Consider the following 25,891-nt stretch of genomic DNA (forward strand, 5'->3'; position numbering starts at 1 on the left):
AGGCGACGAAGCGTGCTAGCGTAGCGCCAACAGGGGTGCAGTGATGCGTAGCGAGCCGCAACGGGAGGGCGACGAGCACGGCGACGTGCGGACCGGTGGCGATATCGCCGCCGAGCCCGCGGTCGCGGCGGTCGCCGTCGAAGGTGTCATCAAGTGGTTCGACGTGACGCGCGGGTTCGGATTCGCGGTGTCCGGCGATCCGACGATCGGCGATGTGCTGGTCCATTTCTCGGTCCTGCAGCCGCACGGCCGGCGCAGCCTTCCCGAAGGCGCGCGGGTGCGGGCGCTCGCTGTGCAGCGGGGCCGCGGCTGGCAGGCGCGCGAGATCACGGCGATCGACCTCAGCCATGCGGTGGAGGAGGCGCCGCGGCCGCCGCGCGCCGTCGACCGGGTCGATCCGGTCGCGTTGATCGATGCCGCGGGTGATTTCGAGCCGACGCGGGTCAAGTGGTTCAACCGGCTGAAAGGCTATGGCTTCCTGGTCCGCATGCGCGACGAGGCGGATGTGTTCGTCCATATGGAAACCCTGCGCCGGGCGGGCATCGCGGTCATCGAGCCCGAACAGCCTCTGCGCGCCCGCATCGTCGATGGCCGCAAGGGCCCTCTCGCGGTCGTGGTGGAAGGTGGCGCGGACATATGATCGGCAGCAAGGTGATGATCGGGCTCGTCGCGGCGCTTTGCATCGCCGGCACCGGCGTCGCGGTGCAGCAGGGCATCTTTTCGGGCAAGACCGACGCGACCGCGCCGGCGCAGACGCGCCTGCCGGTGACGGTCACCTCCGCCAACGGCACGCACCGCTTCGTCGTCGAGCGCGCGGTGACCGCGCAGCAGCAGGAGCGCGGCCTGATGTTCCGCACCGACCTGACGCCCGATGGCGGCATGCTGTTCTGGCCCTACCCCGCCGGCGGCGGCGCGCCGAAGGAGGCGAGCTTCTGGATGAAGAACACGCCTACGCCGCTCGACATCGTCTTCATCCGCGCGGATGGCACGATCGCGACGATCGCGGAAAATGCCGTGCCCTATTCCGAAACGCCGATTCCCTCGGGCGAGCCTGTGGCGGCGGTGTTGGAACTGGTCGGCGGCCGCACGTCCGAACTGGGCATCGCCGCGGGTGACAAGGTGGACTGGGCCAAGGGGACCTGATCCTCGCGCCGGTGGCGATGATCCCGGTTGAAGCGCGTCGCGCGGGCGGGTAAGCGCTGGCGCATGGGCATCAACCTCAATCCCTTCACCTGGTGGAACGGCGCGACGATCGGCACCGTTCTGTACGGCCTGCGCGGCATGAGGCAGGTCGGCACCGACGACGCCGGCAACGTCTATTGGGAAGGTGGCAAGGACACGTCCGGCCGCGCCCGTCGCTGGGTGATCTACGAGGGCGCGAACGACGCGAGCCGCGTGCCGCCCGAATGGTTCAGCTGGCTGCATCACCAGATCGACGAGACGCCCGATCGCGCGCTGCCGCCCGCGCGGCCGTGGCAGAAGCCGGGTCTGCCCAACATGACGGGCACGCCGCTTGCCTACCGTCCCAGCGGCGCGCTGGAAAAGGGTGGCCGGCGCCAGGCGGCGACGGGCGATTACGAAGCCTGGACGCCCGAAGGGTGAGTCGGCGCTGGCTCGCCGCCGGCGTCCTGGCGGCGGTGCTGGCAGTGGCGGGCGTGCTCGGCTGGCGCGCCTATGACGCGCGGCGCAATCCGGCGGTGCCGGTCGTCACGCAGGATTTCGATCCGAGCCCGCGCAGCCGGCCCGATGGCGCCGCGATCGAGACGGTGGCCAGCCCCGACGATGCCGCGCCGACCGGTGGCACGCCGATGGCGGAGCGCGTCGCGGTCGTCGGCCTGCTCAACAAGCGCAACGGCGTGTCGCGCGACCTGACGCTGAAGCCCGGCCAGGCGGTCCGCGTCGGTGACGCGATCGTGCGCCTGCGCGCCTGCGAGCAGACCGCGCCGTGGGAACAGGACAAGCTGACCGGCGCCTTCGTCCAGCTCGACGTGCGCGGCAGCGATACGCACTGGCGCCGCGCCTTTTCCGGGTGGCTGTTCAAGGAGCGGCCGGCGCTGAACGTCGTCCAGCATCCCGTCTACGACGTCTGGACCAAGAGCTGCACGATGACGTGGCCCGCGACCGGCCCCGACACGGTGTCGGCGGCGAGCGGCGGCGGGGCGAACCGGTCGAGCGCGGCGAAGTCGCCGACAGCTGCCGCCGGCGACGATGCGGCAGCAGACGACGCGCCGCCACCCGCGACGTCGAGCGCGGCGGAGAGCAACGCGCAATAGGCGTCCCGGTCGATCTCCACCGCGCCGAGCGAGGCGAGGTGGGGCGTCTGGAATTGGCAGTCGAGCAGGTCGAAGCCGCCGGCTTTCAGCCGCGCGACGAGCCACGCCAGCGCGACCTTCGACGCGTCCGTCCGCCGACTGACCATCGATTCGCCGAAAAAGGCGCGCCCCAGCGCGAGGCCGTAAAGGCCGCCGACCAGCTCATCGTCCTCCCAGCATTCGATCGAATGCGCGAAGCCCATCTGGTGCAGCGTCACGAAGACGCGCTCGATCGCGCGGTTGATCCAGGTGTCCGGGCGATCCTCCACGCTTTGCGCGCACAATTGCACGATGCGTTCGAAGGCGGTGTCGGCGGTGACGCGGAAGCGGTCCCGCGCGATCGTCTTGCGCAGCGAGCGCGACAGGCGAAAGCCGTCGAGCGGCAGGATCGCGCGCTTGCGCGGCTCGACCCAATAGACGCTGTCCGCGTCGCGATCGTCCGCCATCGGGAAGACGCCGACCGAATAGGCGCCCAGCACCATCTTGGGATCCAGCCATTGCATGCCGGGTCCAAGGTGGCGGTGCGACCGGGCGGGCGCAAGGAAAAGGCGGCGTCGGCAAACAGTGCCGACGCCGCCCCCCGATGACCGGACGCCCGGTCAGAATGCGCCGGACAGCGTGAAGAACGCCTGGCGCGGCGGCTGGGCGTAGGTGTTGTACGTCCGCGCCGCCGCACCGACGACCAGTTCGTACACGCCCTTGCGGTTCGTGACGTTGAGGATGTTGACCGCGAGTTTCAGGTTGCGGAATGCGGTACCTTCGATCGGGCCAAGGCTGTAGGCCGCTTGCAGATTGAGCAGGAAGCGGCCCGGGATCGACTGGTCGTTGGTGTAGGTCGCAAAGCGGCGGCCGACGTAATCGCCGATCGCCTGGACCTCGACCGGCCCGGACGAGGCGGTGACGACCGTCTTGTTGAGCCAGCGCGCGACGTTGGGCACGTCCTTGCCCGCGGTCGGCACGGTCGTCGTGCCGCTGATATAATCGTCGTCGTAGCGCGAGCGGTTGTACGACAGCGCGTTGTAGATCGACAGGCCCGACCCGAAGCGCAGCGTCGCCGCCGCGTCGATGCCGTCGGTGGTGACGCCGCCGACATTCTGCAGGATCGACACGCCGCCGATGACGGAGGCGATGACGGGCGTCGCGCTGATCTGGAGCAGGCGGTTGCTGAACGCGACGTGATAGGCGCTGACCTGTCCCTCGATCGCGGTGATCGGGCCGAGCGACAGCGCATGCCGGGTACGCAGGCCCGCCTCGTAGGTCCACGAGCTTTCGGGCTGCGTGTTCGCCTTGATCTGGTCGAAAGCCTGCTGGCTGCCGACGTTGTACGGCGACAGGCCCGCGGCGACCGACGCCTGGAACTGGCGCACGTTCTTTTGCACGTGCGCAAACAGCTGGTCGTCGGGCGTGACGTCCCACACTGCGCCGATCGCGGGCAGGAACCACTTCTTGGTGTTGAGCCGTCCCTGCGGGAAGCCGGTCGAGGATCCCGGCAGCGCGCCGGGCAGCGGCTGCACGGGAACGCGGCCGTCGGCGAACTGCAGGCTGGACTTGAACCCCGCCTCGACGGCCAGCGCCGGCGTCACGTGCCAGCGGTCCTGCACATGCAGCTGGACCAGGTCGTATTTCACGACGCTGGCATATTGCGTCAGGCGGCGCTGCGCCGGATCGGCCCATTCGTAGGGCGACGGCGGGCTGTCGATGGGGGCGGCATACCAGCGCCGGAAAATCGTGTTGCGGTTGTGTTCGTACCAGCCGCCGATCTCCAGTTCGTGCGTGCCCACGCGCGCGGCGAGCGTCGACAGCAGGCCGCGCCGATCGATGCCATATTCGGTGGTGCGCAGCGCATAGCCCGAATTGCCGAACACCTGTTTCAGGTTCTGGCCCGGGTAATAGATGCGGAACAGGCCGGGCAGGCCGGCGGCCGCGATCGGCCCCGTGATCTGGCCCTGGCCTTCGTCGTGGTGGCCATAGACCTGGTTGGTAAAGGTCACCGAATCGCCGAAGCGGCGCTCGTATTTCAGATAGGTCAGATAATCGGTGCGCTGCGCATCGCCATAGTAATTGGTGTAGTTATTGGGATTGTTGGCGGGCGGCGCGCCGTTGGCATCGACGTAACGCAGCGCCGCGGGCCAGTCCGGGAACAGCACAGTGCGGTAATAGGGTTCGAGGCCGCCGGCATTGTGTGCGACCGAATCCTGGTTGGGCTCCACCTTGTCCGACAGCGCGAAATAGCCGGTCAGCGTGCCGTTCGCGTCCTTGTGGACGAACTTGGCGTTCGCCTGCCATCCGCCCTGGCGCGCGTCGAACTCCCATGCGCGGGCGCGCTGGCGGACGACCGAGATATAGCCGGCGTTGGTGCCCCCCAGCCCGTCCACCGTCCCGCTGTCGAGGCGCAGATAGGTGCGGTTCGCGTCGTAGCTGCCGAGCGTCTGGCCGAAGCGCACGCCATAGGTCGCGGCCGGGTCGCTGGTGTATGTTTCGAGGCCGCCGCCCAGGTTGCTGGCCGATGCGGTGCCAAGGTCCGCGGCGCCCGCGGTCAGCCGTACGCTGCCAACATTCTCGCTGATCACCGCGCGCTGCGGCGACAGGCTGTTGAAATTTCCGTAGGACTGGTCACCCAGCGGCACGCCGTCGAGTGTGAAGCCAAGCTGGTTCTGGTTGAAGCCGTGGACGACCAGCGAGATATTCTGTTCGTTGTTGCCCCACGGATCGGCGGTTTCGAACTGTACGCCGGGCAACGTCTGGATCGCCTTCACAGGATTGACGCCGGGCAGCACCTTCTGGATCTCGCTCGCCTCCAGCGTGACGGCGGAGCGGGTCGCGCGCTTGCCGGTGACGACGATCAGGCCGTCGGGGTCCTCATCCGCGGCGCTCGCGGCAGGACGGGGTACGTCGACTGCCTGTTGCGCGACGGCGGGGGCAGTGACGCAGAGCGCGCCGAGCGAGATGGCGACGGAAACGGTGGCGCGATGACGCGCGATCGACGACGAAAAAGACATTTGCCCCCCACGGGCCGCAGGATTGCGGTGGGCTGGGCGATAGGATCGGCGTGTGACCCTATCGGGTAAAATCGATTGCAGTGGCGTGAAACGCGTGCGCCCGGATCAGGTTGACAGGCGCCGCTCGATCGTCGTCCACAGCGCGGCCAGCGCCTGCGCGGCGGCGGTGCGCGGGGCGTAGACGCCGAGCGGGCGGCGGCGGCTGGCCATCGCCTCCATCGCGCTCGCCATCGGGATCGCGGGCCAGTCCGGCTGCGCGGCGAGCGCGTCCGCATGCAGGCGCCGGCGCCGGTCGACCATCGAATGGACGGGCAGCACCGGAACCTTGCCGCCCAGATGACGCACGACCTCGTCATGCGCGCGCTGCGCGAGCGGCGAGGGGACGACGGGCATGACGATAAGGTCGGCGGCGCGGATCACCTGTTCGCTGGTTTCGGTAAGGCCGGGCGGGCAATCGAGCACGACATGGTCGTAGTCGCCGATCCCGCCGATCAGCTTGCCGAGGCGCCCCCGTTTGCCCAGTCGATGCAGCAGGACGTCGAGATTGCGCAGGGAGGCATCCGCCGCGATCAGATCGAGCCGCTCGACCGCGGTGGCGCGGATCTGGCCGGCGGCGTCGATATCGCGCGTGAAGATCGCCTGCGCGCGGTCGGCGGTGCGGGTCGGATGGTCGCCCATGATCCAGCTGCTCGCCCCCTGCGGATCGAGGTCCCATAGCAAGGTGCGCCGGTGCGACAGCGTCGCCGCGCACCAGGCGAGGTTGACGGCCAGCGTCGTCTTTCCCACCCCGCCTTTCGAACTATAGACCGCGATCGTCGCCATGCCGGCGACCGTATCGGACGTATCCCGCGGCGTCGAGCGCCCGAGCGCATCGCGGGATTACCGGATGCGAAAGGGGCCGGCGGATCGCTCCACCGGCCCCGATCAGGCTGGACTAACATCGAACGGATCGACGCGGCGGCTTACGCCTTGCAGGTCAGCGTGCCCTTGCCCGGACGGGTGATCGTGATGTTCGACGGATTGCCGGTCAGCTTCCAGCCGCCGTCCGCGGTCAGCGGGTCGCCGGCCTTGGGCGCGGTCAGGCGGTTCGGCGCGCCGGTCTTTTCGGTGCGCACGAAGGCCAGCTTGTCGCCGTCGAAGAAGGTGACGTACAGCAGACTGTTGTCCTTGCAGCGGAACGTCTTGTCCGCCTTGATCGCCGGCGGCAGCTCGACGGGGGGGCGATTGGCGAGCTGCGTCGCCATCGGATCGGGATTGGTGTCGACGACCTCGGGCTGGGCCGGCTTGTTGTTGCAGGCGGCCAGCGCGAGCAGCGCGGCGACGGCGGGGAGGATGGCGCTCTTCATGATGGCGCGACGCTTTGCGTATACGAGCGCACAGCGTCAAGCACGGTTTTGCCGCATTGCGATATCGTACGAAGCCGAACTTCACGGGGGCCAAGGCGAACTGCCCCCTGCATCGCGCGACGCGGCGCTTGCCCGTACGCGCGGCGCGCGCCATCTAGCGGGTCATGCACAGCCTTCCCGACACCCTCGCCCTGATCGGCAACACGCCCCTCGTGCGGCTGAAGGGGCCGAGCGAGGCGACGGGGTGCGACATTTTCGGCAAGTGCGAATTCGCCAATCCCGGCGCGAGCATCAAGGATCGCGCCGCATTGGGCATCGTCGAGGATGCGGAGGCGCGCGGCCTGCTGCGCCCCGGTGGCACGATCGTCGAGGGGACGGCGGGCAATACCGGTATCGGCCTCGCGCTGGTCGCCAACGCCAAGGGCTATCGCACGATCATCGTCATGCCGGAGACGCAGAGCCGGGAGAAGATGGACACGCTGCGCGCGCTCGGCGCGGAACTCGTGCTCGTGCCCGCCGCGCCTTATGCCTCGCCGTACCATTTCGTCCACACCAGCCGCCGCATCGCCGAAGAGCGCGACAATGCCTTGTGGGCGAACCAGTTCGACAATGTCGCCAACCGCCGCGTGCACATCACCGGCACTGCCGAGGAGATCTGGACGCAGATGGAAGGCCGGATCGACGGCTTCACCTGCGCGGTGGGTACGGGCGGCACGTTCGCGGGCGTCGGCCTGGGCCTGAAGGCGAAAGACGAGCGCGTCTGCATCGCGCTCAGCGATCCCCACGGCGCCGCGCTGTACGATTATTATGCCTGCGGCGAATTGCGCAGCGAGGGATCGTCCGTTGCCGAGGGGATCGGGCAGGGGCGGATCACCGCCAATCTCGAAGGCGCGCCAGTCGACACGCAGTTCCGCATTTCCGACCAGGAAGGATGGGACTGGGTACGGCGGCTGCTGGCGGAGGAGGGGCTGTGCCTCGGCCTGTCGTCGGGGATCAACGTTGCCGGCGCGGTACGGCTGGCGCAGCATCTGGGGCCGGGCAAGCGGATCGCGACGATCCTGTGCGACACGGGCTTCCGCTACCTCTCGACGCTTTACGATCCGGCTTGGCGCACCGCGAAGGGGCTTTCCTGATCGCGCGCATCGCCGCGTCGGCGCAGCTGATCGACAAGCGCGTGCCGAGGCGTTACACCCGCGCGACGAGATGAAGGCGGCGCGCGAACATTCCCAGACCGTGCAACGGGTCAAGGTCGGCCTGATCGGGCTGGTCGCGGTCGTGCTGCTCATCGCGATCGCCAGCGCGATCCTGCGCTCCGCCACGCACGAAAGGCCGATCGCCACCGCCGGCTCCGCGCAGCACGACGTCGTCGCCAACATGGCGTTGACCAACACCGGCAGCGCGGCCGCGGCGGCGGACGCTTCGGGCGAGCCGCTCGCCGAACTGGGCGTCGCGCCCTCCACCAGCAACAGTCAGGCGACCCGGTAGTGATCCGGGGAAAATCGGGGACGGCGCGCCATTCGCGCGCCGGCATGGGGGATTCCCGAGTGATTCCGCCTGCTCCCGTTCGGCAGGCGAGAGAGCGTCAGCCAGGCAATTGAGGTGAACAGGGGTCATTTCCCCGCCTTTCCCCGAAAATCCCGTTGCGTCCCCGGTTGGCTGTTGGTATCACCAGTCAACAGCGGGGCAGGTGTCATCTTTGTGTAGCCGCAAGGCCGGTCGAAAGCGGGCGATGGCCCGTTTTCGAAAAGGTGACGTCATGCGCGCCAGGGTGCGAGACGGGCGTGACGGAAAGGGGCAATTATCAGGGAAGCGGGCTTGCTCTTGTCGATGACAAGGGGCGGGTCGCCATCCCCAACGCGCTCCGCTCGACGCTCGCCGAGAATGCGCCCCGCGCCGACGGCAAGGACGGCGGCACCGTCATCGTCGCCGCGCACGAGGATCAGCCCTGTCTCGTCGCCTACGACCCTGCCTATATCGCCGAGCTGAAGCGCGAGCTGAACGAGCGCGTCGCGCTGTCGCGCGGGATCGACGGCAAGATCGACCATAACATCAAGCGCGGCGGCGCGAACGGCGAGGCGGTGCCCTTCGACGGCTCCGGCCGGTTCATCATGCCCGGCTTCCCGCGTTTCTACGCCAATATCGGCGCGCACGCCTTCTTCTGGGGGACGCTCGACTATATCGAGATCTGGGACCCCAGGACCCTGCTGTCGACGCCCGGCATCGCGCCGCAGATGGTCGCGGCCTGCCGTTATTATTGCCAGGAAAAGGGGATCGCGCTTGACTGACGCGCCCCATATCCCCGTCCTGCTCGACGAGGTCGTCGCCGGGCTCGCGCCCGTCGCGGGCGACGTGATGGTCGACGCGACCTTCGGCGCGGGCGGCTACACGCGCGCGCTGATCGCGGCGGGCGCGCGCGTCATCGCGTTCGACCGCGATCCCGACGCGATCGCCGCCGGTCGCGCCGCGGGGATCGCGGGGCTGACGCTGGTCCACAGCGACTTTTCCGCGCTGGAAAGCGCGATCGACGCGCCCGTCGACGGGCTGACGATGGACATCGGCGTCTCGTCGATGCAGCTCGACCAGGCGGGGCGGGGCTTTTCGTTTCAGGCGGACGGGCCGCTCGACATGCGGATGAGCCAGGAAGGGCCGAGCGCCGCCGACTTCCTGAACACCGCCGACGAAGAGGCGATCGCCGACGTCCTCTATCATTATGGCGAGGAGCCCAAGTCGCGCCGGGTGGCGCGCGCCATCGTCGCGGCACGGCCGTTGACCCGTACGGGCGAGCTGGCGGCGGTGGTGCGCAAGGCGCTGGGCCACCGGCCCCACGACAAGAAGGATCCGGCGACGCGGACCTTCCAGGCGATCCGTATCCACGTGAACCGCGAGCTGGACGAGCTGGTCGACGGTCTTGCCGCCGCGGAACGCGTGCTGAAGCCCGGCGGGCGGCTGGCGATCGTCACGTTCCACAGCCTCGAGGACAGGCTGGTGAAGCGGTTCCTGCGCGAACGGTCGGGCAACGTGCCCGGCGGCTCGCGTCACCTGCCGCAGACGGCGGCAGGCCAGGCGCCGACGTTCGAACGCGTCGGCAAGGCGATCCGCGCGAGTGCAGCGGAGCTGGCGCGTAACCCGCGCGCGCGCTCCGCGACGCTCCGGGTCGCGACGCGAACCGCGGCCCCGGCGTGGGATCGCGGCGCTTTCAATCAAGGCATGGGTCCGGGGGCGGGCAGCAAACAGGAGGTGGGTGTATGACGGCGGCGTATCGGTTGAAGGGGATCGGCTGGTTCGGCGGCTGTGTCGCCGTCGTGCTGGGCTTTTACCTCGTGTCGCTGCAGGTCGCCGCCGAGCGCAAGAAGCTGGAGGGCATGGACCGCAAGATCGACATGGCGCAGCGCGACATCCGTGCGCTGGAGACCGAGTTCGACACGCGCGCCAACCTGACCCAGCTCGAGAAGTGGAACGGCGAGACACTGGCGCTCGCCGCGCCGGTCGCGGGCCAGTTCGTCCCCGACGAACAGGCGCTCGCCAGTCTGGACGCCGCCGGCGGGATGCCCGGCCAGCAGCAGGACGGCGCGATCCGTACCGCCGCGCTCGTCGTGCCCTCGCTGTCGATGCCCGTGCTGACCGCGCCCACCGCTGCCCCCGCCCCGGCGCCCGCGATCGTACAGGTCGCCGCCGCTCTGCCCAAGGCGGCGCGCGCGGTGATCCCGACCAGCAAGGTCGCCGCAGCCGCGCCCACCGTCATCAAGGCGGTCGCGGTCGAGAAGAGCGCACGGATGATCGCGCGGCTCGACGAGGCGGCGCGCGGCGCGGCGGCGGTGGCGAAGGTACGACCGCAGGCGGTGGCGATGCTCGACAAGAAGCTGTTGTCCGACACGACGCTAGGTGAAATCCTGTCGAGTGCCCGCAGCGAAGCGCGCAAACGGTGACCGTCATCGTCGCCCGTCCCGCATCCCAGCGTCGCGGTGCCGGCCAGCGCCAGGCGCTGGTGGCGACCAGCCATACCCGGCTCATGATGCTGATGCTGCTGTTCGCCGCCGCGGTGACGGTGGTCATCGGGCGGCTGGCGATGCTCGGCGTGTTTTCGGGCGAGGAAGCGCAGGCGCGCACCGCGGCGCTGGCGGCGCGCGGCGACATCGTCGATCGCAACGGCGCGCCGCTCGCGCGGACGATCGACGCGTGGACGATCGCGGTACATCCGCAAAAGGTGCTGGGCGACAAGATGGAGATCGCCGCGCGGCTCGCGGCGCTGATGCCCGACCGCGGCGACCAGGCGTGGTTCTACGCGCAGCTGACCAAGCCGGTCAGCTTCACCTATCTGCAACGCCGTGCCAGCCCCGCGCTGGTCGAGCAAGTCAATGCGATCGGCGAACCCGCGATCGTCTTCGCACGCGAGACGCAGCGGCTCTACCCGCAATCGACGCTGGCGGCGCATGCGCTCGGCTTCCTGTCGACCGACGGCCACGGCATGAGCGGCATGGAGCGCGTGCTCGACGAGCGGCTGCTCGATCCCGCCAAGGCCGGGCAGCCCGTGGCGCTGTCGATCGACACGCGCGTCCAGGCGGCGCTGGAAAGCGAGCTCGGCCGCGCGATGACGACCTTTTCCGCGCGCGCTGCGGGCGGCATCGTCCTCGACGTCCATACTGGCGAGATCGTGTCGATGGTGTCGCTGCCGACGTTCAACCCCAATCGCGTTGGCAAGGCGGGGTCGGACGAGCTGCGCAACATCACGACGCAAAGCGTGTTCGAGCTGGGCTCGACGTTCAAACCGATCACGATGGCGGCGGCGATCGACAATGGCGTCGTCACCGACATGACGCGCCGGTTCGACGCGACGCACCCGCTTCAGGTCGGCCGCTTCACCATCCATGACGAGCGCGGCGACCCCAAGCGCTGGCTCAACATGGCGGAAACGCTGATCTATTCGTCGAACGTCGCGACCGCACGCGTCGCCGACGAGGTCGGGCCGCAACGGATGCAGGCGATGTTCCGCAAACTGGGCTTCGACACCAAGCCCGATATCGAGCTGCGCGAGAAGGGGCGTCCGCTCTGGCCGACCTATTGGGCGCGCACGACGACGATGACGACCGCCTACGGCCACGGCATCGCGGTGACGCCGCTGCATCTTGCGTCCGCCTATGCCGCGCTGGTCAATGGCGGGATCTGGCGGCCGGCGACGCTGATGAAGATCTCGCCGGGCCAGGCGCCGCAGGGTCGCCGTGTCATCAGCGAGGCGACGAGCGCGCGGATGCGCCAGATGCTGCGCCTGATCGTGCTGCGCGGTACGGGGCGCAAGGGTGACGCTCCGGGCTATCGCGTCGGCGGCAAGACGGGTACGGCGGAAGCCGCGGTGGCGGGCGGTTACGACCGGTCGCGCAACGTCGCGACGTTCGCGGCGGCCTTCCCGATGGATGCGCCGCGCTATGTCGTGCTGGCGATGCTCGATTCGCCGCAGGGGACGAAGGAGACTGGCGGGTGGAAGACCGCAGCCTGGAACGCCGCGCCCGTGGTCGGGCGCACCATCGCGCGGGTCGGCGCGATGCTGGGTGTCGTGCCGGACGAGCGGCGGGACATCGACGTGTCGGATATCACCCCGACCTTGTGGCAGGACCCGAGCGCGCCGCCGGTCGACGGCCGTTGAGGCGCGGCGCATGAGGCTGGGCCAGCTGACCGGTCGTAACGAGCAGGCGCTCGTCACCGGTTTTGCGATCGATCATCGCAAGGTCGCGCCCGGCACGATCTTCGGCGCGTTTCAGGGCGCGCGGGTGAACGGCGAGGATTTCATCGCCGATGCGGTGCGCAGCGGCGCGATCGCCGTCGTGGTGCGGCCCGGCGTCGCGGTAGACGGCGCGCTGGCGATCCACGACGACAATCCGCGCGAGCGTTTCGCCCGGCTCGCCGCCGCCTTCTTCGCGCCCTTCCCCGAAACGGCGGTCGCGGTGACGGGCACGAACGGCAAGACCTCGACCGTCGAGATGACGCGCCAATTGTGGCGGATGGCGGGTCACCACGCGGCCTCGATCGGGACGTTGGGCGTGACCACCGCCGACGAGCGCGTCACCACCGGCCTCACTACGCCCGACGTCGTCACTTTCCTATCGAATGTCGCCGGCCTGGCGCGCGAGGGCGTGACGCACGTCGCGTTCGAGGCGTCGAGCCACGGGCTGACGCAATATCGCACCGAGGGCCTGCGCGTCACCGCCGCCGCCTTCACCAACCTTAGCCGCGATCACCTCGACTATCATGGCGACATGGGGGCGTATCTCACCGCCAAGCTGCGGCTGTTTTCCGAGGTGCTGGATGCGGACGGCACCGCGGTCGTGTGGGCGGACGATATCCACGCGGATCGCGTCGTCGACCTGGCGCGCGCGCGTGGCAACCGACTGGTGACGGTGGGCGAGCGCGGCGCGACGCTGCGGCTGGTGCGGCGCGATCCGACCTTGCTGGGGCAGGGGCTGACGATCGAGGCGGATGGGCGCGAGCATCGCGTCACCTTGCCGTTGATCGGCGGATATCAGGCGGCGAACGCGCTGGTCGCCGCCGGGCTGGTGATCGCGACGGGCGGCGACGCGGCGAAGACCATCGAGGACCTTGCCCGCCTGCAACCCGTGCGCGGGCGGCTGGAACGGGCGGCGATCGCGAAGAGCGGCGCGCCGGTCTACGTCGATTACGCGCACACGCCCGACGCGCTGGAGGCGGCGATCGCGGCGCTGAAGCCGCATGCCGGCGGCAAGCTGATCGTCGTGTTCGGCGCGGGCGGCGACCGCGACGCGGGCAAGCGCGAGACGATGGGCCAGGTCGCGGGCACGCAGGCCGACATAGCCATCGTCACTGACGACAATCCGCGCACCGAGGATCCGGCGCTGATTCGCGCGCAGGTGCTGCGTGGATCGCCCGGCCTGCGCGAGATCGGCGATCGTCGCGCGGCGATCGATGCCGCGATCCGCGCGGCGGGCCCGCAGGATATCGTGCTGATCGCGGGCAAGGGGCACGAGCAGGGACAGATCGTCGGCGACCTCGTGCTGCCGTTCGACGACGTTACCGTCGCGCGGGAATGCGCGGCATGAGGGATGGGCGCCTTATCCTCCCCGGTACGGGGAGGTGGCAGCGTGAAGCGCTGACGAAGGGGGCGTCCCACGCAACGCAACCTTCCTGGACAACCCCCTCCACCATACTTCGCATGGTCCCCCTCCCCGTACCGGGGAGGCTAGGATGACCCTCTGGACCGCCGCCGAGATCGCCGCTGCCACCCATGGCATCGCCTCGGCCGATTTCGCGGTCACCGGCGTCGCCTTCGACAGTCGGGAGGTCGGGCCGGGCGACTTGTTCGTCGCGCTGACGGGCGAAAGCACCGATGGCCATCGCTTCCTCGACCAGGCGTTCGCGCAAGGCGCGGCGGGGGCGATCGTGGCGCAGGAAACGGCCCACCCGCACATCCGCGTCGCGGATACGTTCGTGGCGCTGGGCGACCTTGGCCGGGCGGCGCGCGCGCGGATGGCGGGCGTCGTCATCGGCGTTACCGGATCGGTCGGCAAGACGAGCGCGAAGGAGGCGCTGTTCGCCGCGCTCGACAGGTCGATGCCGGGCGCGGTGCATCGTTCAGTCAAAAGCTACAACAATCACACTGGCGTACCGCTCAGCCTTGCGCGGATGCCGCGCGACACGCGCGTCGGCGTGTTCGAGATGGGGATGAATCATGCGGGCGAACTGGCGCAGCTGACCCGTCTGGTCCGTCCGCACGTCGCCATCGTCACTGCCATCGCCCCCGCGCACACCGCCTTCTTCCCCGACGAAGGCGCGATCGCGGATGCGAAAGGCGAGATCTTTCAGGGGCTCGAGGCGGGCGGCACGGCGATCGTCCCCTATGACAGCCCGCATCGCGACCGGTTGATCGCGGCGGCGCGGCCGCATGCCGCGCGGATCGTGACCTTCGGCCTCGACAGGAACGCCGACGTGCACGCGCTGGAGGCGATGCGGTTGCCGACCGGCGGCACGTTCGTCTCCGCCCGGATCGGCGCGCACGAATTGTCCTTTACGCTGTCGCAGCCGGGCATGCACTGGGTGTCGAACGCGCTGGCGGTGCTGGCGGCGGTCGATGCGGCGGGCGCCGACCTTGGCCTTGCGGGCCTTGCGCTGGCGGAAATGGGCGGCCTCGCCGGGCGCGGGCTGCGCTTCCTCGCGCCGGCGGCGGGCGGGGAGATGCTGGTCATCGACGAAAGCTACAATGCCAATCCCGCCTCGATGCGCGCGACGCTCGCGGTGCTGGCGCAGGAAGCCGGCCGGCATCTGGCGGTGCTGGGCGAGATGCGCGAGCTGGGCGACGATTCGGCCGCCTATCACGCCGGGCTCGCCGACCCCGTCTGCGCGGCGCGCGTCGAAACGGCTTTGCTCGTCGGCGAAGCGATGACGCCGCTCGCCAAGGCCCTTGAGGGGCGCGTCGATGTCGTCCATGTGCCCGATGCCGCGACCGCGCTGGGCCGCCTTCGGGATATCGCCCGCGCCGGTGACGCGGTACTCGTCAAAGGATCGAACGGCGTGGGGCTGTCGCGGCTGGTCGCGGGCCTGGGGGGCGGAATTACCTGAAATGCTGTACTGGATCGCCGAGCACCTGAAGTTCACGGGGCTGCTGAACCTCATCCGTTACCAATCCTTCCGCACCGGGGCGGCGATCGCCACGGCGCTGTTCATCGGCCTCATCATCGGCCCGCGCTTCATCGGCTGGCTGCGGGTGCGTCAGGGCAAGGGGCAACCGATTCGCGCCGACGGGCCGCAGACGCACCTTGCCAAGCGCGGCACGCCGACGATGGGCGGGCTGATGATTCTGACCAGCATGGCCTTGTCGATCCTGATCTGGATGGACATGGCGAACCCGTTCGTCTGGGCGTGCCTGTTCGTGACCCTCGGTTTCGGCGCGATCGGGTTCCTCGACGATTACGACAAGGTGCGCAAGGCGAGCACCGCAGGCGTGTCCGGCCGCACGCGCCTGCTGCTCGAATTCGCCATCGCAGGCATCGCGGCGTGGATCATCATGGGGCAGAACGGGCCGCACCTCTACCTGCCGTTCACCAACCGCATGTATCTCGACCTCGGCTACGCCTATCCGTTGTTCGCGGCGTTCACGATCGTCGCGTTCGGCAATGCGGTGAACCTGACCGATGGGCTCGACGGGCTGGCGACGATGCCGGTCATCATCGCCAGCGTCACCTTCGCGATCATCACCTATCTCGCGGGCAACGTGAAGTTCGCCGAATATCTGGGGATTGCGCACGTGCCCGGCGCGGGCGAGCTGGCGATCTTCTGCGGCGCGGTGATTGGCGCGGGCCTCGCCTTCCTGTGGTTCAACGCGCCGCCGGCGGCGGTGTTCATGGGCGACACCGGCAGCCTTGCACTGGGCGGCGCGCTCGGCACGATCGCGGTGGTGGCGCATCACGAGATCGTGCTCGGCATCGTCGGCGGCCTCTTCGTGGTCGAGGCGCTCTCCGTCATCATCCAGGTGTTCTTCTACAAGCGCACCGGCAAGCGCGTATTCCGCATGGCGCCGATCCACCATCATTTCGAACAACTGGGCTGGAGCGAGCCGACCGTGGTGATCCGTTTTTGGATCATCAGCCTGGTGCTGGCGCTCGCCGGCCTGTCGACGCTGAAATTGCGGTGATCCTTTCCAACGCCTGGAAGGGCCAACGCTACGCCGTACTCGGCCTCGCGCGATCCGGCATGGCGACGGTACGCGCGCTCGCCGCGGCGGGCGCGCATGTCGTGGCGTGGGACAGCGATCCGGCGGCGCGGGAGCGGGCAGAGGCGATCGATGGCGTGATCGTCCACGATCCGGCCCTGCTCGACCTCACTGGCGCGGCGGGGCTGGTGGTGTCGCCGGGCGTGCCGCTCAACACGCATCCGCTGGTCGCGCAGGCGCGCGCGGCGGGGGTGCCGATTATCGGCGATATCGAATTGTTCGCGCAGGCGCGGGCCGAACTGCCGCCGCACAAGGTCGTCGGCATCACCGGCACCAACGGCAAATCGACGACCACCGCGCTCGTCCACCATATCCTCAAGACCGCGGGCGTACCGACGCTGATGGGCGGCAACATCGGCCTGCCGATCCTGGAGCAGGAGCCGCTGCCGGCGGGCGGGGTCTATGTGCTGGAGCTGTCTAGCTACCAGATCGACCTGACGCAGACGCTCGATTGCGATGTGGCGGTGCTGCTCAACATCACGCCCGATCACCTCGACCGGTACGATGGGTTTGAGGGATATGCCGCATCCAAAGCACGGCTGTTTGCGATGCAGTCTGCCGAACACGACGTTGTGATCGGTGTTGGCGATCAGGCGTCGGATCGCATTGCCGAGAGTTTGTCCGCGCGTAACGAGCACGTCGTGGTGGTGGGCAGAGATCCCGTGGCCAGCGCCGCCGACTGGCCTTCACTACAGGGGCCGCACAACGCCCAGAATGCCGTGGCGGCGATGATCGTTGGCGCGAAATTGAACGTCGCGGTGGACGCGATTGAAGCGGCACTCTGCACCTTCACCGGCCTCCCCCACCGCATGGAGCGGGTCGCGATACGCAACGGCGTCACCTTCGTCGACGACAGCAAGGCGACCAATCCGGAAAGCGCCGCGCCGGCGCTCGGTGCGTTCGAACGCATCCACTGGATCGTCGGCGGTAAGCGCAAAGGGAACGACCTCGACGCCTGCGCACCCTATTTCGATCGGGTCGTCGCGGCCTATACGATCGGCGAGGCGGCCCAGCTTTTCGCCGACATCCTGACCCCCAAGGTCCCCCACGTCGAGCAGGCCGGCGACCTCGCCGCCGCCGTCCGCCACGCTGCGGCCGCCGCCAGGCCCGGAGAAACCGTGCTGTTGTCGCCAGCCTGTGCTAGCTTCGACCAGTTCCGCGACTACGAGGCGCGCGGGGCGGCGTTCCGGGCGGCGGTGGAGGCGCTGGATTGATGGCGACACGGACGGATACCGGCGCGGGCGCGCAGGATCGCGACACGCTGATCGCCAAGGTCAAGCGGCGCGGCGGCCGCGGCGACCGCTCGCCGCTCGGCACCTGGTTCTGGGACATCGACCGGATGCTGCTGCTGCTGACGCTGTTCCTGATCGCGATCGGGCTGGTCGCGGTCGCGGCGGCGAGTCCGGCGACCGCGGTGCGCTATTCGGGCGAGCATCACAAATTCGCGCCGCTCTATTATTTCTGGCGCCAGCTGATGTGGGTCGGCGTGTCGCTGCCCGTGCTGTTCGGCGTGTCGATGCTGCCCGTCGCCACCGCGCGGCGGCTGGCGCTGAGCGGGGCGGCGCTCTTCGCCTTCCTGCTCGCGGTCACGCCGTTCATCGGCGCGGTGCACAATGGCGCGCGGCGCTGGATCGGCGTCGGCATCGCCGAGTTCCAGCCGTCCGAATTCCTCAAACCCCTGTTCATCGTCGCCGTCGCCTGGGTCCTGTCGCTCAAGGTCAAGGAACAGGAGCTGCCCACGGTGCTCATCACCGGTGCGATGACGGGGATCGTCGCGGTACTGCTGATGTTGCAGCCCGATTTCGGGCAGACGGTGATCTTCTGCACGGTGTGGATGGCGCTGCTGATGATCGCGGGCACGCCGATGCGCGTGCTGGCGGGGATCGTCGGCATGGTGCCCGTCGGCCTCGCCGCGGCCTATATGTTCTACAGCACGGCGCGCGCGCGGATCGACGCCTTCCTGTTTCCGGGCGTGGAGGGCGAGGGCGCGAGCGACCATTTCCAAACCAACGCGGCGCATGCGACGATCACCGCGGGCGGCTGGACGGGCACGGGGCCTGGCGGAGGCACCGCCAAGTTCGGCCTGCCCGAGGCGCATACCGATTACATCTATTCGGTGATCGGCGAGGAATTCGGCCTGATTGCCTGTTCGATCATCGCGATCGTGTTTCTGGCGATCGTCGTGCGCGTGTTCGTCAAGCTGCTCGACGAACAGGACGAGTTCAAGCTGCTTGCCGCCTCGGGCCTCGCCGTGCAATTCGGCGCGCAGGCGTTGGTGTCGATGGCGGTCAACACCGGCCTCGCACCGTCGAAGGGCATGACCTTGCCCTTCATCAGCTATGGCGGGTCGTCGATGATCGCGCTGTCGATCGGTATGGGGCTGCTGCTCGCCTTCACGCGGCGCAACCCGTTCCTGACGCGTAGTCCCTATGTGGTGAGATGGGGTTCGAATTGAGCAAGCATTACGTTCTCGCCGCCGGTGGTACGGGGGGGCACATGGTCCCCGCCGCGGCATTGGCCGCGGAACTGACGAAGCGTGGCCATCGCGTCGCGCTGGTCAGCGACGCGCGCGGCGTGCGCTTCCCCGGTCTGTTCGACGGCATCCAGACGCACGTCCTGCCCGCCGGCCGTTTCCAGCTGAAAAAGCCGCTGGGCTGGATGGGCGCGGTGCGCGAGATGCTGCGCGGCCGGGCGATGGCGCGCGAACTCTATCGCACGTTCAAGCCTGCCGCGGTGATCGGCTTCGGCGGCTACCCGGCGTTCCCCGCGCTGCTCGCCGCCTTCGCGGAGAAGATCCCGACCGCGGTGCACGAGCAGAACGCGGTGCTCGGCCGCGTCAATCGCGTCGTCGCAGGCCGCGTGGGGGCGATCGCCACCTCCTATGCCGACACCGCGCGGCTGCCCGAGCGGCTGGCGGCGAAGGTCCATCTCGTCGGCAATCCGGTACGCGAGACGGTGCTGGCCCTGCGCGCCAAGCCCTATCCGCTGCTGGAAGAGGATGGCATCTTCCGCGTCCTCGTTACCGGCGGCAGCCAGGGGGCGAGCGTGCTGAGCAAGGTCGTGCCCCACGGCCTCGCGATGCTGCCCGTCACCTTCCGCCGCCGTCTGCAGGTGACGCAACAGGCGCGGATCGAGGATATCGACGCGGTGCGCGCCAAATATGCCGAGCATCAGATCCCGGCGGAGCTCGCCACCTACCTGCCCGACATGCCCGAACAGCTCGCCTGGGCGCATCTGGTGATCGGTCGCGCCGGCGCGTCGACGATCGCGGAGCTGACCGCGGCGGGGCGCCCCGCGATCCTCGTGCCGCTGCCGTCCGCGACCGACGACCACCAGACCGCCAACGCGCGCGAGATGACCAGGGCGGGCGGCGCGCGCACGATCGCGCAAGCCGATTTCACCGCCAAGGAACTGGCCAAGCAGATGCAGAAATTGGGGCTCGACCCCGCCGCGCTCGAAAACGCTGCCGCGCGCGCGAAGAGTGTCGGGCGCCCCAACGCGGTCGGCGACCTTGCCGATCTGGTCGAAAGCCTGGATGCGCCGCTGGCGCGCCTGCCGGTCGGCAAGCCGGTCGCCAGGGCAGCCTACGCATGATCCGCGGCGTCCATACCGATATCGGGCCGATCCATTTCGTCGGGATCGGCGGCATCGGCATGTCCGGCATCGCTGAAGTGATGAGAAACCTCGGCTATACGGTCCAGGGCTCCGACGTCGCCGAGGGCTATGTCGTGCAGGGCCTGCGCGACAAGGGGATCGCGGTGACGATCGGCCACGCCGCGGAGAATGTCGCGGATGCCGCCGTGGTCGTCACCTCCACCGCGATCACCCGCTCCAATCCGGAGGTCGAGGCTGCGCTCGAACGCCGCATCCCCGTCGTCCGCCGCGCCGAGATGCTCGCCGAACTGATGCGCCTCAAGCAGACGGTCGCCGTCGCGGGTACGCACGGCAAGACCACGACGACCAGCATGGTCGCCGCCCTGCTCGACGCGGGCGGGGTCGACCCCACCGTCATCAACGGCGGCATCATCAACAGCTACGGCTCGAACGCGCGCCTTGGCGCGAGCGACTGGATGGTCGTCGAGGCGGACGAAAGCGACGGCAGCTTCCTGCGCCTCGACGGCACGATCGCGGTGGTCACCAACATCGATCCCGAGCATCTCGACCATTACGGCAGCTTCGATGCGGTCAAGGACGCGTTCGTCGAGTTCGTCGAGAACGTGCCTTTCTACGGCGCGGCGCTGCTGTGCCTCGATCATCCGGAGGTGCAGAACGTCCTGCCGCGGGTGCGTGACCGGCGCGTCGTCACCTATGGCTTCTCCGCGCAGGCGGACATTCGCGGCGTCGACGTGACGCCGGTGCCGGGCGGCAACCGCTTCGCCTGCGTCGTGCGCCAGCGCGACGGATCGGTGCGGACGATCGACAGTATCGAGCTGCCGATGCCTGGCCGCCACAACGTCCAGAACGCGCTCGCCGCGATCGGCGTCGCGCTCGAACTCGGCATCGACGATGCGACGATCGCCCGCGGGTTCGAGGCGTTCGGCGGCGTCAAGCGCCGCTTCACCAAGGTCGGCGAGGTCGGGGTCGGCGACGGCGTCGTCACGGTGATCGACGATTACGGCCATCACCCGGTCGAAATCCGCGCGGTACTCGCCGCGGCGCGCGAGGGCGCGCGCGGACGCGTGATCGCGGTGGTCCAGCCGCATCGCTATTCGCGCCTCGGCAATCTGATGGAAGATTTCCAGACCGCGTTCAACGACGCTGATCGCGTGCTCGTGACCCCGGTCTATGCCGCCGGCGAGGCGCCCGTGCCGGGCGTCGACGCCGAGGCACTGGTCGAAGGGCTGAAGCGCCGCGGCCACCGCTCCGCCGCGGTGATCGCGGATGCGGACGCGCTGGCGGCCGAGCTGGCCGGGACGATCCAGGCGGACGACATGGTCGTCTGCCTCGGCGCGGGTGACATCACCAAATGGGCGGCCGGACTGGCCGCGGCGATTGAGGCGAAGCGATGAACGACTGGTTCGATGCGGGCATCCGGTTCCAGAAGCAGATGCTCGATGCGCAGCGCCGCACGCTGGATGCGGGCGGCCATGCGGTCGGCGCCGGCGAGGCGCTGGTCCAGGTGCAGGAGGCGACGCGCAAGGCCGCGGAGGCGAACGTGGCCGCGGTGCAGGCGTGGATGCGGTTGTGGGGCGTCGGGCCTTGGTGACGACGGCGGAGATCACCCTGCCGTCCGTCCGCGGCCGCCTGACGCGGGATGCGCCGCTCGCGCCGCTCGTCTGGTTCAAGGCCGGCGGCGCGGCCGAATGGCTGTTCGAACCGGCGGACGAGGATGATCTGGCGGCGTTTCTCGCCGCGCTCGACCCCGCGGTGCCGGTGATGGCGCTGGGGCTCGGCTCCAACCTGATCGTGCGCGACGGCGGCGTGCCGGGCGTCGTCGTGCGGCTGGGCAAGGCGTTCGCGAAGGTCGCGGCGCGCGATGCGACGACCCTACGCTGCGGCGGCGGGGCGAGCGGCATCCTTGTCTCCTCGACCGCGCGCGATGCGGGGATCGGCGGGGTCGAGTTCCTGCGCTCGATCCCCGGCACGGTCGGCGGGTTCGTGCGGATGAACGGCGGCGCCTATGGCCGCGAGGTGAAGGACGTGCTGGTCGACGCCGACGTCGTGCTGCGTTCGGGCGCGCGGCGGACGCTGACCCTCGCCGATCTGGGCTATACCTATCGCCACAGCGCGCTGCCCGCGGGCGCGATCGTCGTCGCGGCGACCTTCCGCGGCCATCCCGCCGAACCCGCCGCGGTGCAGGCGGAGATGGACCGGATCGCCGCCGCGCGCGAGGCGTCGCAGCCGCTGCGCGCGAAGACGGGCGGGTCGACGTTCAAGAACCCGGACGGGCACCGGGCCTGGGCGCTGGTCGATGCCGCCGGCTGTCGTGGCTTGCGCCGTGGCGATGCGCAGGTATCGGAGAAGCATACGAATTTCCTGCTCAACCTCGGCACGGCGACGAGCGCCGACATCGAGGCCCTGGGCGAAGAGGTACGCGACAAGGTGAAGGCGCATTCCGGGGTGACATTGGAGTGGGAAATCCAGCGGGTGGGGGTGCGCGCGTGAGCGGAAGCGACCATTTCCTCCCCGGTACGGGGAGGGGGACCGTCAGCCGCAGGCTGGTGGTGGAGGGGCAGCCACCTGCGCTGGTCCTGCTTGGCTGCCCCTCCGTCACGCCTTCGGCGTGCCACCTCCCCGTGCCGGGGAGGAGCGCATGAACGCCCTCCACATCGCCGTGCTGATGGGCGGCTGGTCTGCCGAACGCCCGGTGTCGCTGATGTCGGGCGCCGGCGTCGCCGACGCGCTGGAGGCGAACGGCCATCGCGTCACGCGGATCGACATGGGTCGCGACGTCGCCGCGCGCCTTGCGGAGGCGAAGCCCGACCTCGTCTTCAACGCATTGCATGGATCGCCCGGCGAGGATGGCACGGTGCAGGGCATGCTCGACCTGATGGGCATCCCGTACACCCATTCGGGCCTCGCGACCTCGGTGATCGCGATCGACAAGGTGCTGACCAAGCAGGCGCTCGTCCCCGCCGGCATCCCGATGCCGGGCGGCCGCGTCGTCAAGTCCGCCGACGTGTTCGAAGCCGATCCGATCGCGCGGCCCTATGTTTTGAAGCCCGTCAACGAAGGATCGTCGGTCGGTGTCGCGATCGTCACCGCAGACGGCAATTACGGCGATCCGATCGGCCGCGATGTCGCGGGGCCGTGGCAGGAGTTCGACGAACTGCTCGCTGAACCCTATGTGCGCGGCCGCGAATTGACCACCGCGGTGCTCGGCAATCGCGCGCTGGGCGTTACCGAATTGAAGCCCAAGAACGGCTGGTATGACTTCGACGCCAAATATACCGACGGTCTGACCGAGCACGTCTGCCCTGCGGACATCCCCGACATTATAGCGGATGCGTGCAAGCGTCTGGCGTTGGAGGCGCATCGCCTGCTCGGCTGCAAGGGCGCGAGCCGGTCCGACTTCCGCTGGGACGACGAACGCGGCGTCGACGGCCTGTTCCTGCTCGAGGTGAACACACAGCCGGGCATGACGCCCTTGAGCCTCGTGCCCGAACAGGCGCGCCACATCGGCATGAGCTACGAACAGCTGGTGCAGGCGATTGTGGACGAAGCGCTCGCCGACGCGCGGGGCCGCGACGGATGAGCCGCACGATCAAGCGCGGAACCCCGCCGCGCCGCCCCGCCCCGCGCAAGAAACAGCCCGTCCGCAAGGTCGGGCTGTTCGAGCGTGCGGTCGGGGCGTTGCCGGTCAGCGAGGCGACGATCCGCAAGGCGGCGACCTGGACGATTACCGGCGCCGGCGTCGCGGGCGCGCTGGCGATCCTCACCTGGATCGGTATCCCCGGCATGATCGGCAGCGCGCTCGCCGAAGGCGCGGGGCGCGCGGGGTTCCGCGTTGAGCAGATCGAGGTCACGGGCCTCAAGCGCATGGACCGGATGAGCGTCTACGCCGTCGCGCTCGACCAGCAGAGCCGCGCAATGCCGCTCGTCGATCTCGAGGCGGTCCGCGAAAAGCTGCTGCGCTACGGATGGATCGCCGACGCGCACGTGTCGCGCCGGCTGCCCGACACGTTGCTGATCGACATCGTCGAGCGTGCGCCGGCGGCGGTGTGGCAGGACAATGGCCAGCTGACGCTGATCGATAAGGACGGCGTGCTGCTGGAACCGGTGCGCGTCGACGCGATGCCCGATCTGCCTTTGGTCATCGGCCCCGGCGCCGACCGGCAGGAACCGCAATATCAGGCGCTGATCGCCGCCGCGCCCGCGTTGAAGCCGCGGATCAAGGCGGCGACGTGGATCGGCAATCGCCGCTGGGACCTGACCTTCGACACCGGCGAGACGCTGGCGCTGCCCGAAGACGGCGCGGCCGCCGCATTGCTCAAGTTCGCCGAGCTGGACGGCGCGCGGCCGCTGCTCGGCAAGGGCTGGGTGCGCTTCGACATGCGCGATCCGGCGAAGCTGGTCGTGCGGCGTCCGGATGCCAGCCTCGTGCACGCTCTTCCCGATCCCAGCCAGATCGGCGAAGGTGCGACGCAACCGGCGGAGGCGACGGCGCCGGCAACGAAAACGCACACGGTAGCGTCGACTCAGGGGGCTGAGGGATAATGGCGAAGGTCACACCGGAAGGACTCATCACCGCGCTCGACATCGGGTCGTCCAAGGTGTCGGCGATGATCGCGCAAAAGGGCGACGGCGGCGAGCTGATCGTGCTCGGCACCGGCCAGCGCGAAAGCCGCGGCGTCAAGCGCGGCTATATCGCCGACATGGGCGCGACCGAGGCGGCGGTGCGCGAAGCGGTCGAGCAGGCGGAGCGGATCGCCGGCATCAACATCGAGAACGTCTGGGTGGGCTTTTCCGCCGGCGGCCTCGTCAGCGACGTCGCGGAGGTCGAGTTCGAGCTGGGCGGGCACCGCGTCGAGCAGCAGGACATCGATGCGTTGCTGGCGGCGGGGCGCAATTCGATCGATCCGCAGGGGCGGATGGTGCTGCATGCGCAGCCCGCACTCTACACGCTCGATGGCCTCACCGGGGTCAAGAAGCCGCTCGGCCTCCATGCCGATCGCCTCGGCGTGCACATCCACGTCGTCGCCGCGGATGGCTCGCCGGTGCGCAACCTCGACCTGTGCGTCCGTTCCGCGCACCTGGAGGTGAAGTCGATCATCGCCGCGCCGGTCGCGACCGGCCTTGCCTGCCTGTCCGAAGAGGAGCGTGAACTGGGCGTCGCATTGGTCGAAATGGGGGCCGGGATCACCAACGTCTCGCTGTTCGCGGGCGGCATGTTGGTCGGCCTGTGCTCGATCCCGATGGGCGGGCAGGACATCACCGACGATATCGCCTCCGCCTTCGGCACCCGCCGCGCGCAGGCGGAGCGGATGAAATGCTTCCACGGTTCGGCCAATGCCTCCCCGCGCGACAATCACGAGATGATCCCGGTGGTGCCGATCGCCGCGGAGGACGACGCGCATGGCGGCATGCAGATCACCAAGGCGCAGCTGATCGGCATCGTTCGCCAGCGGCTGGAGCATCAGATGGGCGAGATCCGCAAGGCGCTGCAGCAGCTGAAGTTCGAGGGGCCGGTCGGGCGCCAGGTCGTGCTGACCGGCGGCGGTGCGGAGCTGAAGGGCGTCGCCGATTACGCGCAGCAGGCACTCGGCCGCTCGGTGCGCATCGGCCGTCCGCGCGGGCTGACCGCGCTGCCGGAGGCGCATGGTGGTCCCGCGTTCGCGACGTTGGCCGGTCTTGCCTTCTACGCCGCGTCCGATCCGATCGACCTGCGCGGCGTCGCGCCGCAGCCGCAGACGGTGCATCGGCAGAAGGGGCTGGGCATGGTGCGCAAGCTGATCCAGGCGGCGCGCGCCAATTATTGATTTTGCATGACGATTTTCGGTGGCACCATACCAATCGTTGAGGCAAAAGGGTTAATCAGTACCCCGGTCAGTATTCACCGGTAGG

General features: G+C 69.1%; 25 protein-coding genes and 1 pseudogene. 22 read left to right on the forward strand and 4 right to left on the reverse strand.

Translation table 11 applies throughout. From position 1 onward, the window contains the following. The first annotated feature begins 43 nt into the window (after positions 1–43). The 4 genes and pseudogenes from DM480_RS11365 to DM480_RS18535 all read left to right on the forward strand — a co-directional run. The gene (locus DM480_RS11365) at positions 44–640 is read left to right on the forward strand and encodes a cold-shock protein (protein ID WP_115379113.1); all 597 of its coding nucleotides are present in this window, start codon (positions 44–46) and stop codon (positions 638–640) included. Further along, positions 637–1,143, forward strand: coding sequence for a DUF192 domain-containing protein (locus tag DM480_RS11370; protein WP_115379115.1), 507 nt, complete (start codon positions 637–639; stop codon positions 1,141–1,143). The genes DM480_RS11365 and DM480_RS11370 overlap by 4 nt, the downstream gene beginning before the upstream one ends. A 63-nt stretch (positions 1,144–1,206) precedes the next feature. Beyond that, positions 1,207–1,602, forward strand: coding sequence for an NADH:ubiquinone oxidoreductase subunit NDUFA12 (locus DM480_RS11375; RefSeq protein ID WP_115381222.1), 396 nt, complete (start codon positions 1,207–1,209; stop codon positions 1,600–1,602). A gap of 206 nt (positions 1,603–1,808) precedes the next feature. Beyond that, positions 1,809–2,042, forward strand: a pseudogene (locus DM480_RS18535) (DUF2155 domain-containing protein); the annotation flags it as partial. 35 nt (positions 2,043–2,077) lie between these two features. Here the strand turns inward: DM480_RS18535 and aat are convergent. The 4 genes from aat to DM480_RS11400 all read right to left on the reverse strand — a co-directional run bounded on the left by aat (position 2,078) and on the right by DM480_RS11400 (position 6,657). Continuing rightward, positions 2,078–2,815, reverse strand: a complete 738-nt coding sequence (gene aat, locus DM480_RS11385; RefSeq protein ID WP_115379119.1) for a leucyl/phenylalanyl-tRNA--protein transferase — start codon at positions 2,813–2,815, stop codon at positions 2,078–2,080. 96 nt (positions 2,816–2,911) lie between these two features. Further along, positions 2,912–5,311 carry a TonB-dependent receptor gene (locus DM480_RS11390; protein ID WP_115379121.1) on the reverse strand — a complete coding sequence of 800 codons (2,400 nt, stop codon included), beginning with the start codon at positions 5,309–5,311 and terminating at the stop codon, positions 2,912–2,914. 105 nt (positions 5,312–5,416) lie between these two features. Further along, the gene (locus DM480_RS11395) at positions 5,417–6,133 is read right to left on the reverse strand and encodes a ParA family protein (protein WP_115379123.1); all 717 of its coding nucleotides are present in this window, start codon (positions 6,131–6,133) and stop codon (positions 5,417–5,419) included. Positions 6,134–6,273: 140 nt separating this feature from the next. Next, positions 6,274–6,657 carry a hypothetical protein gene (locus tag DM480_RS11400; protein ID WP_115379125.1) on the reverse strand — a complete coding sequence of 128 codons (384 nt, stop codon included), beginning with the start codon at positions 6,655–6,657 and terminating at the stop codon, positions 6,274–6,276. Between the two features lie 164 nt (positions 6,658–6,821). Between DM480_RS11400 and DM480_RS11405 the strand changes: the two genes are divergently transcribed. The 18 genes from DM480_RS11405 (at position 6,822) to ftsA (ending at position 25,806) form a co-directional block, all read left to right on the forward strand. Continuing rightward, the gene (locus DM480_RS11405; RefSeq protein WP_115379127.1) at positions 6,822–7,790 is read left to right on the forward strand and encodes a cysteine synthase A; all 969 of its coding nucleotides are present in this window, start codon (positions 6,822–6,824) and stop codon (positions 7,788–7,790) included. 100 nt (positions 7,791–7,890) lie between these two features. After that, complete coding sequence (locus tag DM480_RS11410) at positions 7,891–8,142, forward strand: hypothetical protein (RefSeq protein ID WP_115381224.1); 252 nt, start codon at positions 7,891–7,893, stop codon at positions 8,140–8,142. Positions 8,143–8,438: 296 nt separating this feature from the next. Next, on the forward strand, positions 8,439–8,942 hold the full coding sequence (locus tag DM480_RS11415; RefSeq protein ID WP_115379129.1) for a division/cell wall cluster transcriptional repressor MraZ: 504 nt from the start codon (positions 8,439–8,441) through the stop codon (positions 8,940–8,942). After that, positions 8,935–9,906 (forward strand): 16S rRNA (cytosine(1402)-N(4))-methyltransferase RsmH, encoded by a 972-nt coding sequence (gene rsmH, locus DM480_RS11420; protein WP_115379131.1) that lies wholly within the window; start codon positions 8,935–8,937, stop codon positions 9,904–9,906. Before DM480_RS11415 ends, rsmH begins: the two co-directional genes overlap by 8 nt. Continuing rightward, positions 9,903–10,583: a hypothetical protein gene (locus DM480_RS11425; RefSeq protein ID WP_115379133.1), complete on the forward strand. Its 681-nt coding sequence runs from the start codon at positions 9,903–9,905 to the stop codon at positions 10,581–10,583. Before rsmH ends, DM480_RS11425 begins: the two co-directional genes overlap by 4 nt. Next, positions 10,580–12,295 (forward strand): peptidoglycan D,D-transpeptidase FtsI family protein, encoded by a 1,716-nt coding sequence (locus DM480_RS11430; RefSeq protein ID WP_115379135.1) that lies wholly within the window; start codon positions 10,580–10,582, stop codon positions 12,293–12,295. Before DM480_RS11425 ends, DM480_RS11430 begins: the two co-directional genes overlap by 4 nt. 10 nt (positions 12,296–12,305) lie before the next feature. Then, positions 12,306–13,721 carry a UDP-N-acetylmuramoyl-L-alanyl-D-glutamate--2,6-diaminopimelate ligase gene (locus tag DM480_RS11435; protein WP_115379137.1) on the forward strand — a complete coding sequence of 472 codons (1,416 nt, stop codon included), beginning with the start codon at positions 12,306–12,308 and terminating at the stop codon, positions 13,719–13,721. Between the two features lie 145 nt (positions 13,722–13,866). Next, positions 13,867–15,237, forward strand: coding sequence for a UDP-N-acetylmuramoyl-tripeptide--D-alanyl-D-alanine ligase (locus DM480_RS11440; RefSeq protein ID WP_115379139.1), 1,371 nt, complete (start codon positions 13,867–13,869; stop codon positions 15,235–15,237). Position 15,238: 1 nt separating this feature from the next. Continuing rightward, a complete protein-coding gene (gene mraY / locus DM480_RS11445; protein ID WP_115379141.1) occupies positions 15,239–16,309 on the forward strand; it encodes a phospho-N-acetylmuramoyl-pentapeptide-transferase in 1,071 nt (356 codons plus the stop codon). Further along, a complete protein-coding gene (gene murD / locus DM480_RS11450) occupies positions 16,306–17,601 on the forward strand; it encodes a UDP-N-acetylmuramoyl-L-alanine--D-glutamate ligase (RefSeq protein WP_115379143.1) in 1,296 nt (431 codons plus the stop codon). The genes mraY and murD overlap by 4 nt, the downstream gene beginning before the upstream one ends. Further along, positions 17,601–18,842 carry an FtsW/RodA/SpoVE family cell cycle protein gene (locus DM480_RS11455; protein WP_115379145.1) on the forward strand — a complete coding sequence of 414 codons (1,242 nt, stop codon included), beginning with the start codon at positions 17,601–17,603 and terminating at the stop codon, positions 18,840–18,842. Before murD ends, DM480_RS11455 begins: the two co-directional genes overlap by 1 nt. Next, the gene (gene murG, locus DM480_RS11460; protein ID WP_115379147.1) at positions 18,827–19,981 is read left to right on the forward strand and encodes an undecaprenyldiphospho-muramoylpentapeptide beta-N-acetylglucosaminyltransferase; all 1,155 of its coding nucleotides are present in this window, start codon (positions 18,827–18,829) and stop codon (positions 19,979–19,981) included. Before DM480_RS11455 ends, murG begins: the two co-directional genes overlap by 16 nt. Further along, positions 19,981–21,396 carry a UDP-N-acetylmuramate--L-alanine ligase gene (gene murC, locus DM480_RS11465; RefSeq protein ID WP_115381226.1) on the forward strand — a complete coding sequence of 472 codons (1,416 nt, stop codon included), beginning with the start codon at positions 19,981–19,983 and terminating at the stop codon, positions 21,394–21,396. The genes murG and murC overlap by 1 nt, the downstream gene beginning before the upstream one ends. Next, entirely contained in the window at positions 21,393–21,593 is a 201-nt protein-coding gene (locus DM480_RS11470; RefSeq protein ID WP_115379149.1) for a hypothetical protein, read from the forward strand. The genes murC and DM480_RS11470 overlap by 4 nt, the downstream gene beginning before the upstream one ends. Beyond that, complete coding sequence (murB, locus tag DM480_RS11475; RefSeq protein ID WP_232833976.1) at positions 21,590–22,492, forward strand: UDP-N-acetylmuramate dehydrogenase; 903 nt, start codon at positions 21,590–21,592, stop codon at positions 22,490–22,492. The genes DM480_RS11470 and murB overlap by 4 nt, the downstream gene beginning before the upstream one ends. Before the next feature lie 148 nt (positions 22,493–22,640). Next, complete coding sequence (locus DM480_RS11480; protein WP_115379151.1) at positions 22,641–23,582, forward strand: D-alanine--D-alanine ligase; 942 nt, start codon at positions 22,641–22,643, stop codon at positions 23,580–23,582. After that, on the forward strand, positions 23,579–24,544 hold the full coding sequence (locus DM480_RS11485; protein ID WP_115379153.1) for a cell division protein FtsQ/DivIB: 966 nt from the start codon (positions 23,579–23,581) through the stop codon (positions 24,542–24,544). Before DM480_RS11480 ends, DM480_RS11485 begins: the two co-directional genes overlap by 4 nt. Continuing rightward, positions 24,544–25,806, forward strand: a complete 1,263-nt coding sequence (gene ftsA, locus DM480_RS11490) for a cell division protein FtsA (protein WP_115379155.1) — start codon at positions 24,544–24,546, stop codon at positions 25,804–25,806. The genes DM480_RS11485 and ftsA overlap by 1 nt, the downstream gene beginning before the upstream one ends. Positions 25,807–25,891: the final 85 nt, after the last annotated feature.

Source organism: Sphingomonas sp. FARSPH, assembly GCF_003355005.1.
Lineage (GTDB): Bacteria > Pseudomonadota > Alphaproteobacteria > Sphingomonadales > Sphingomonadaceae > Sphingomonas.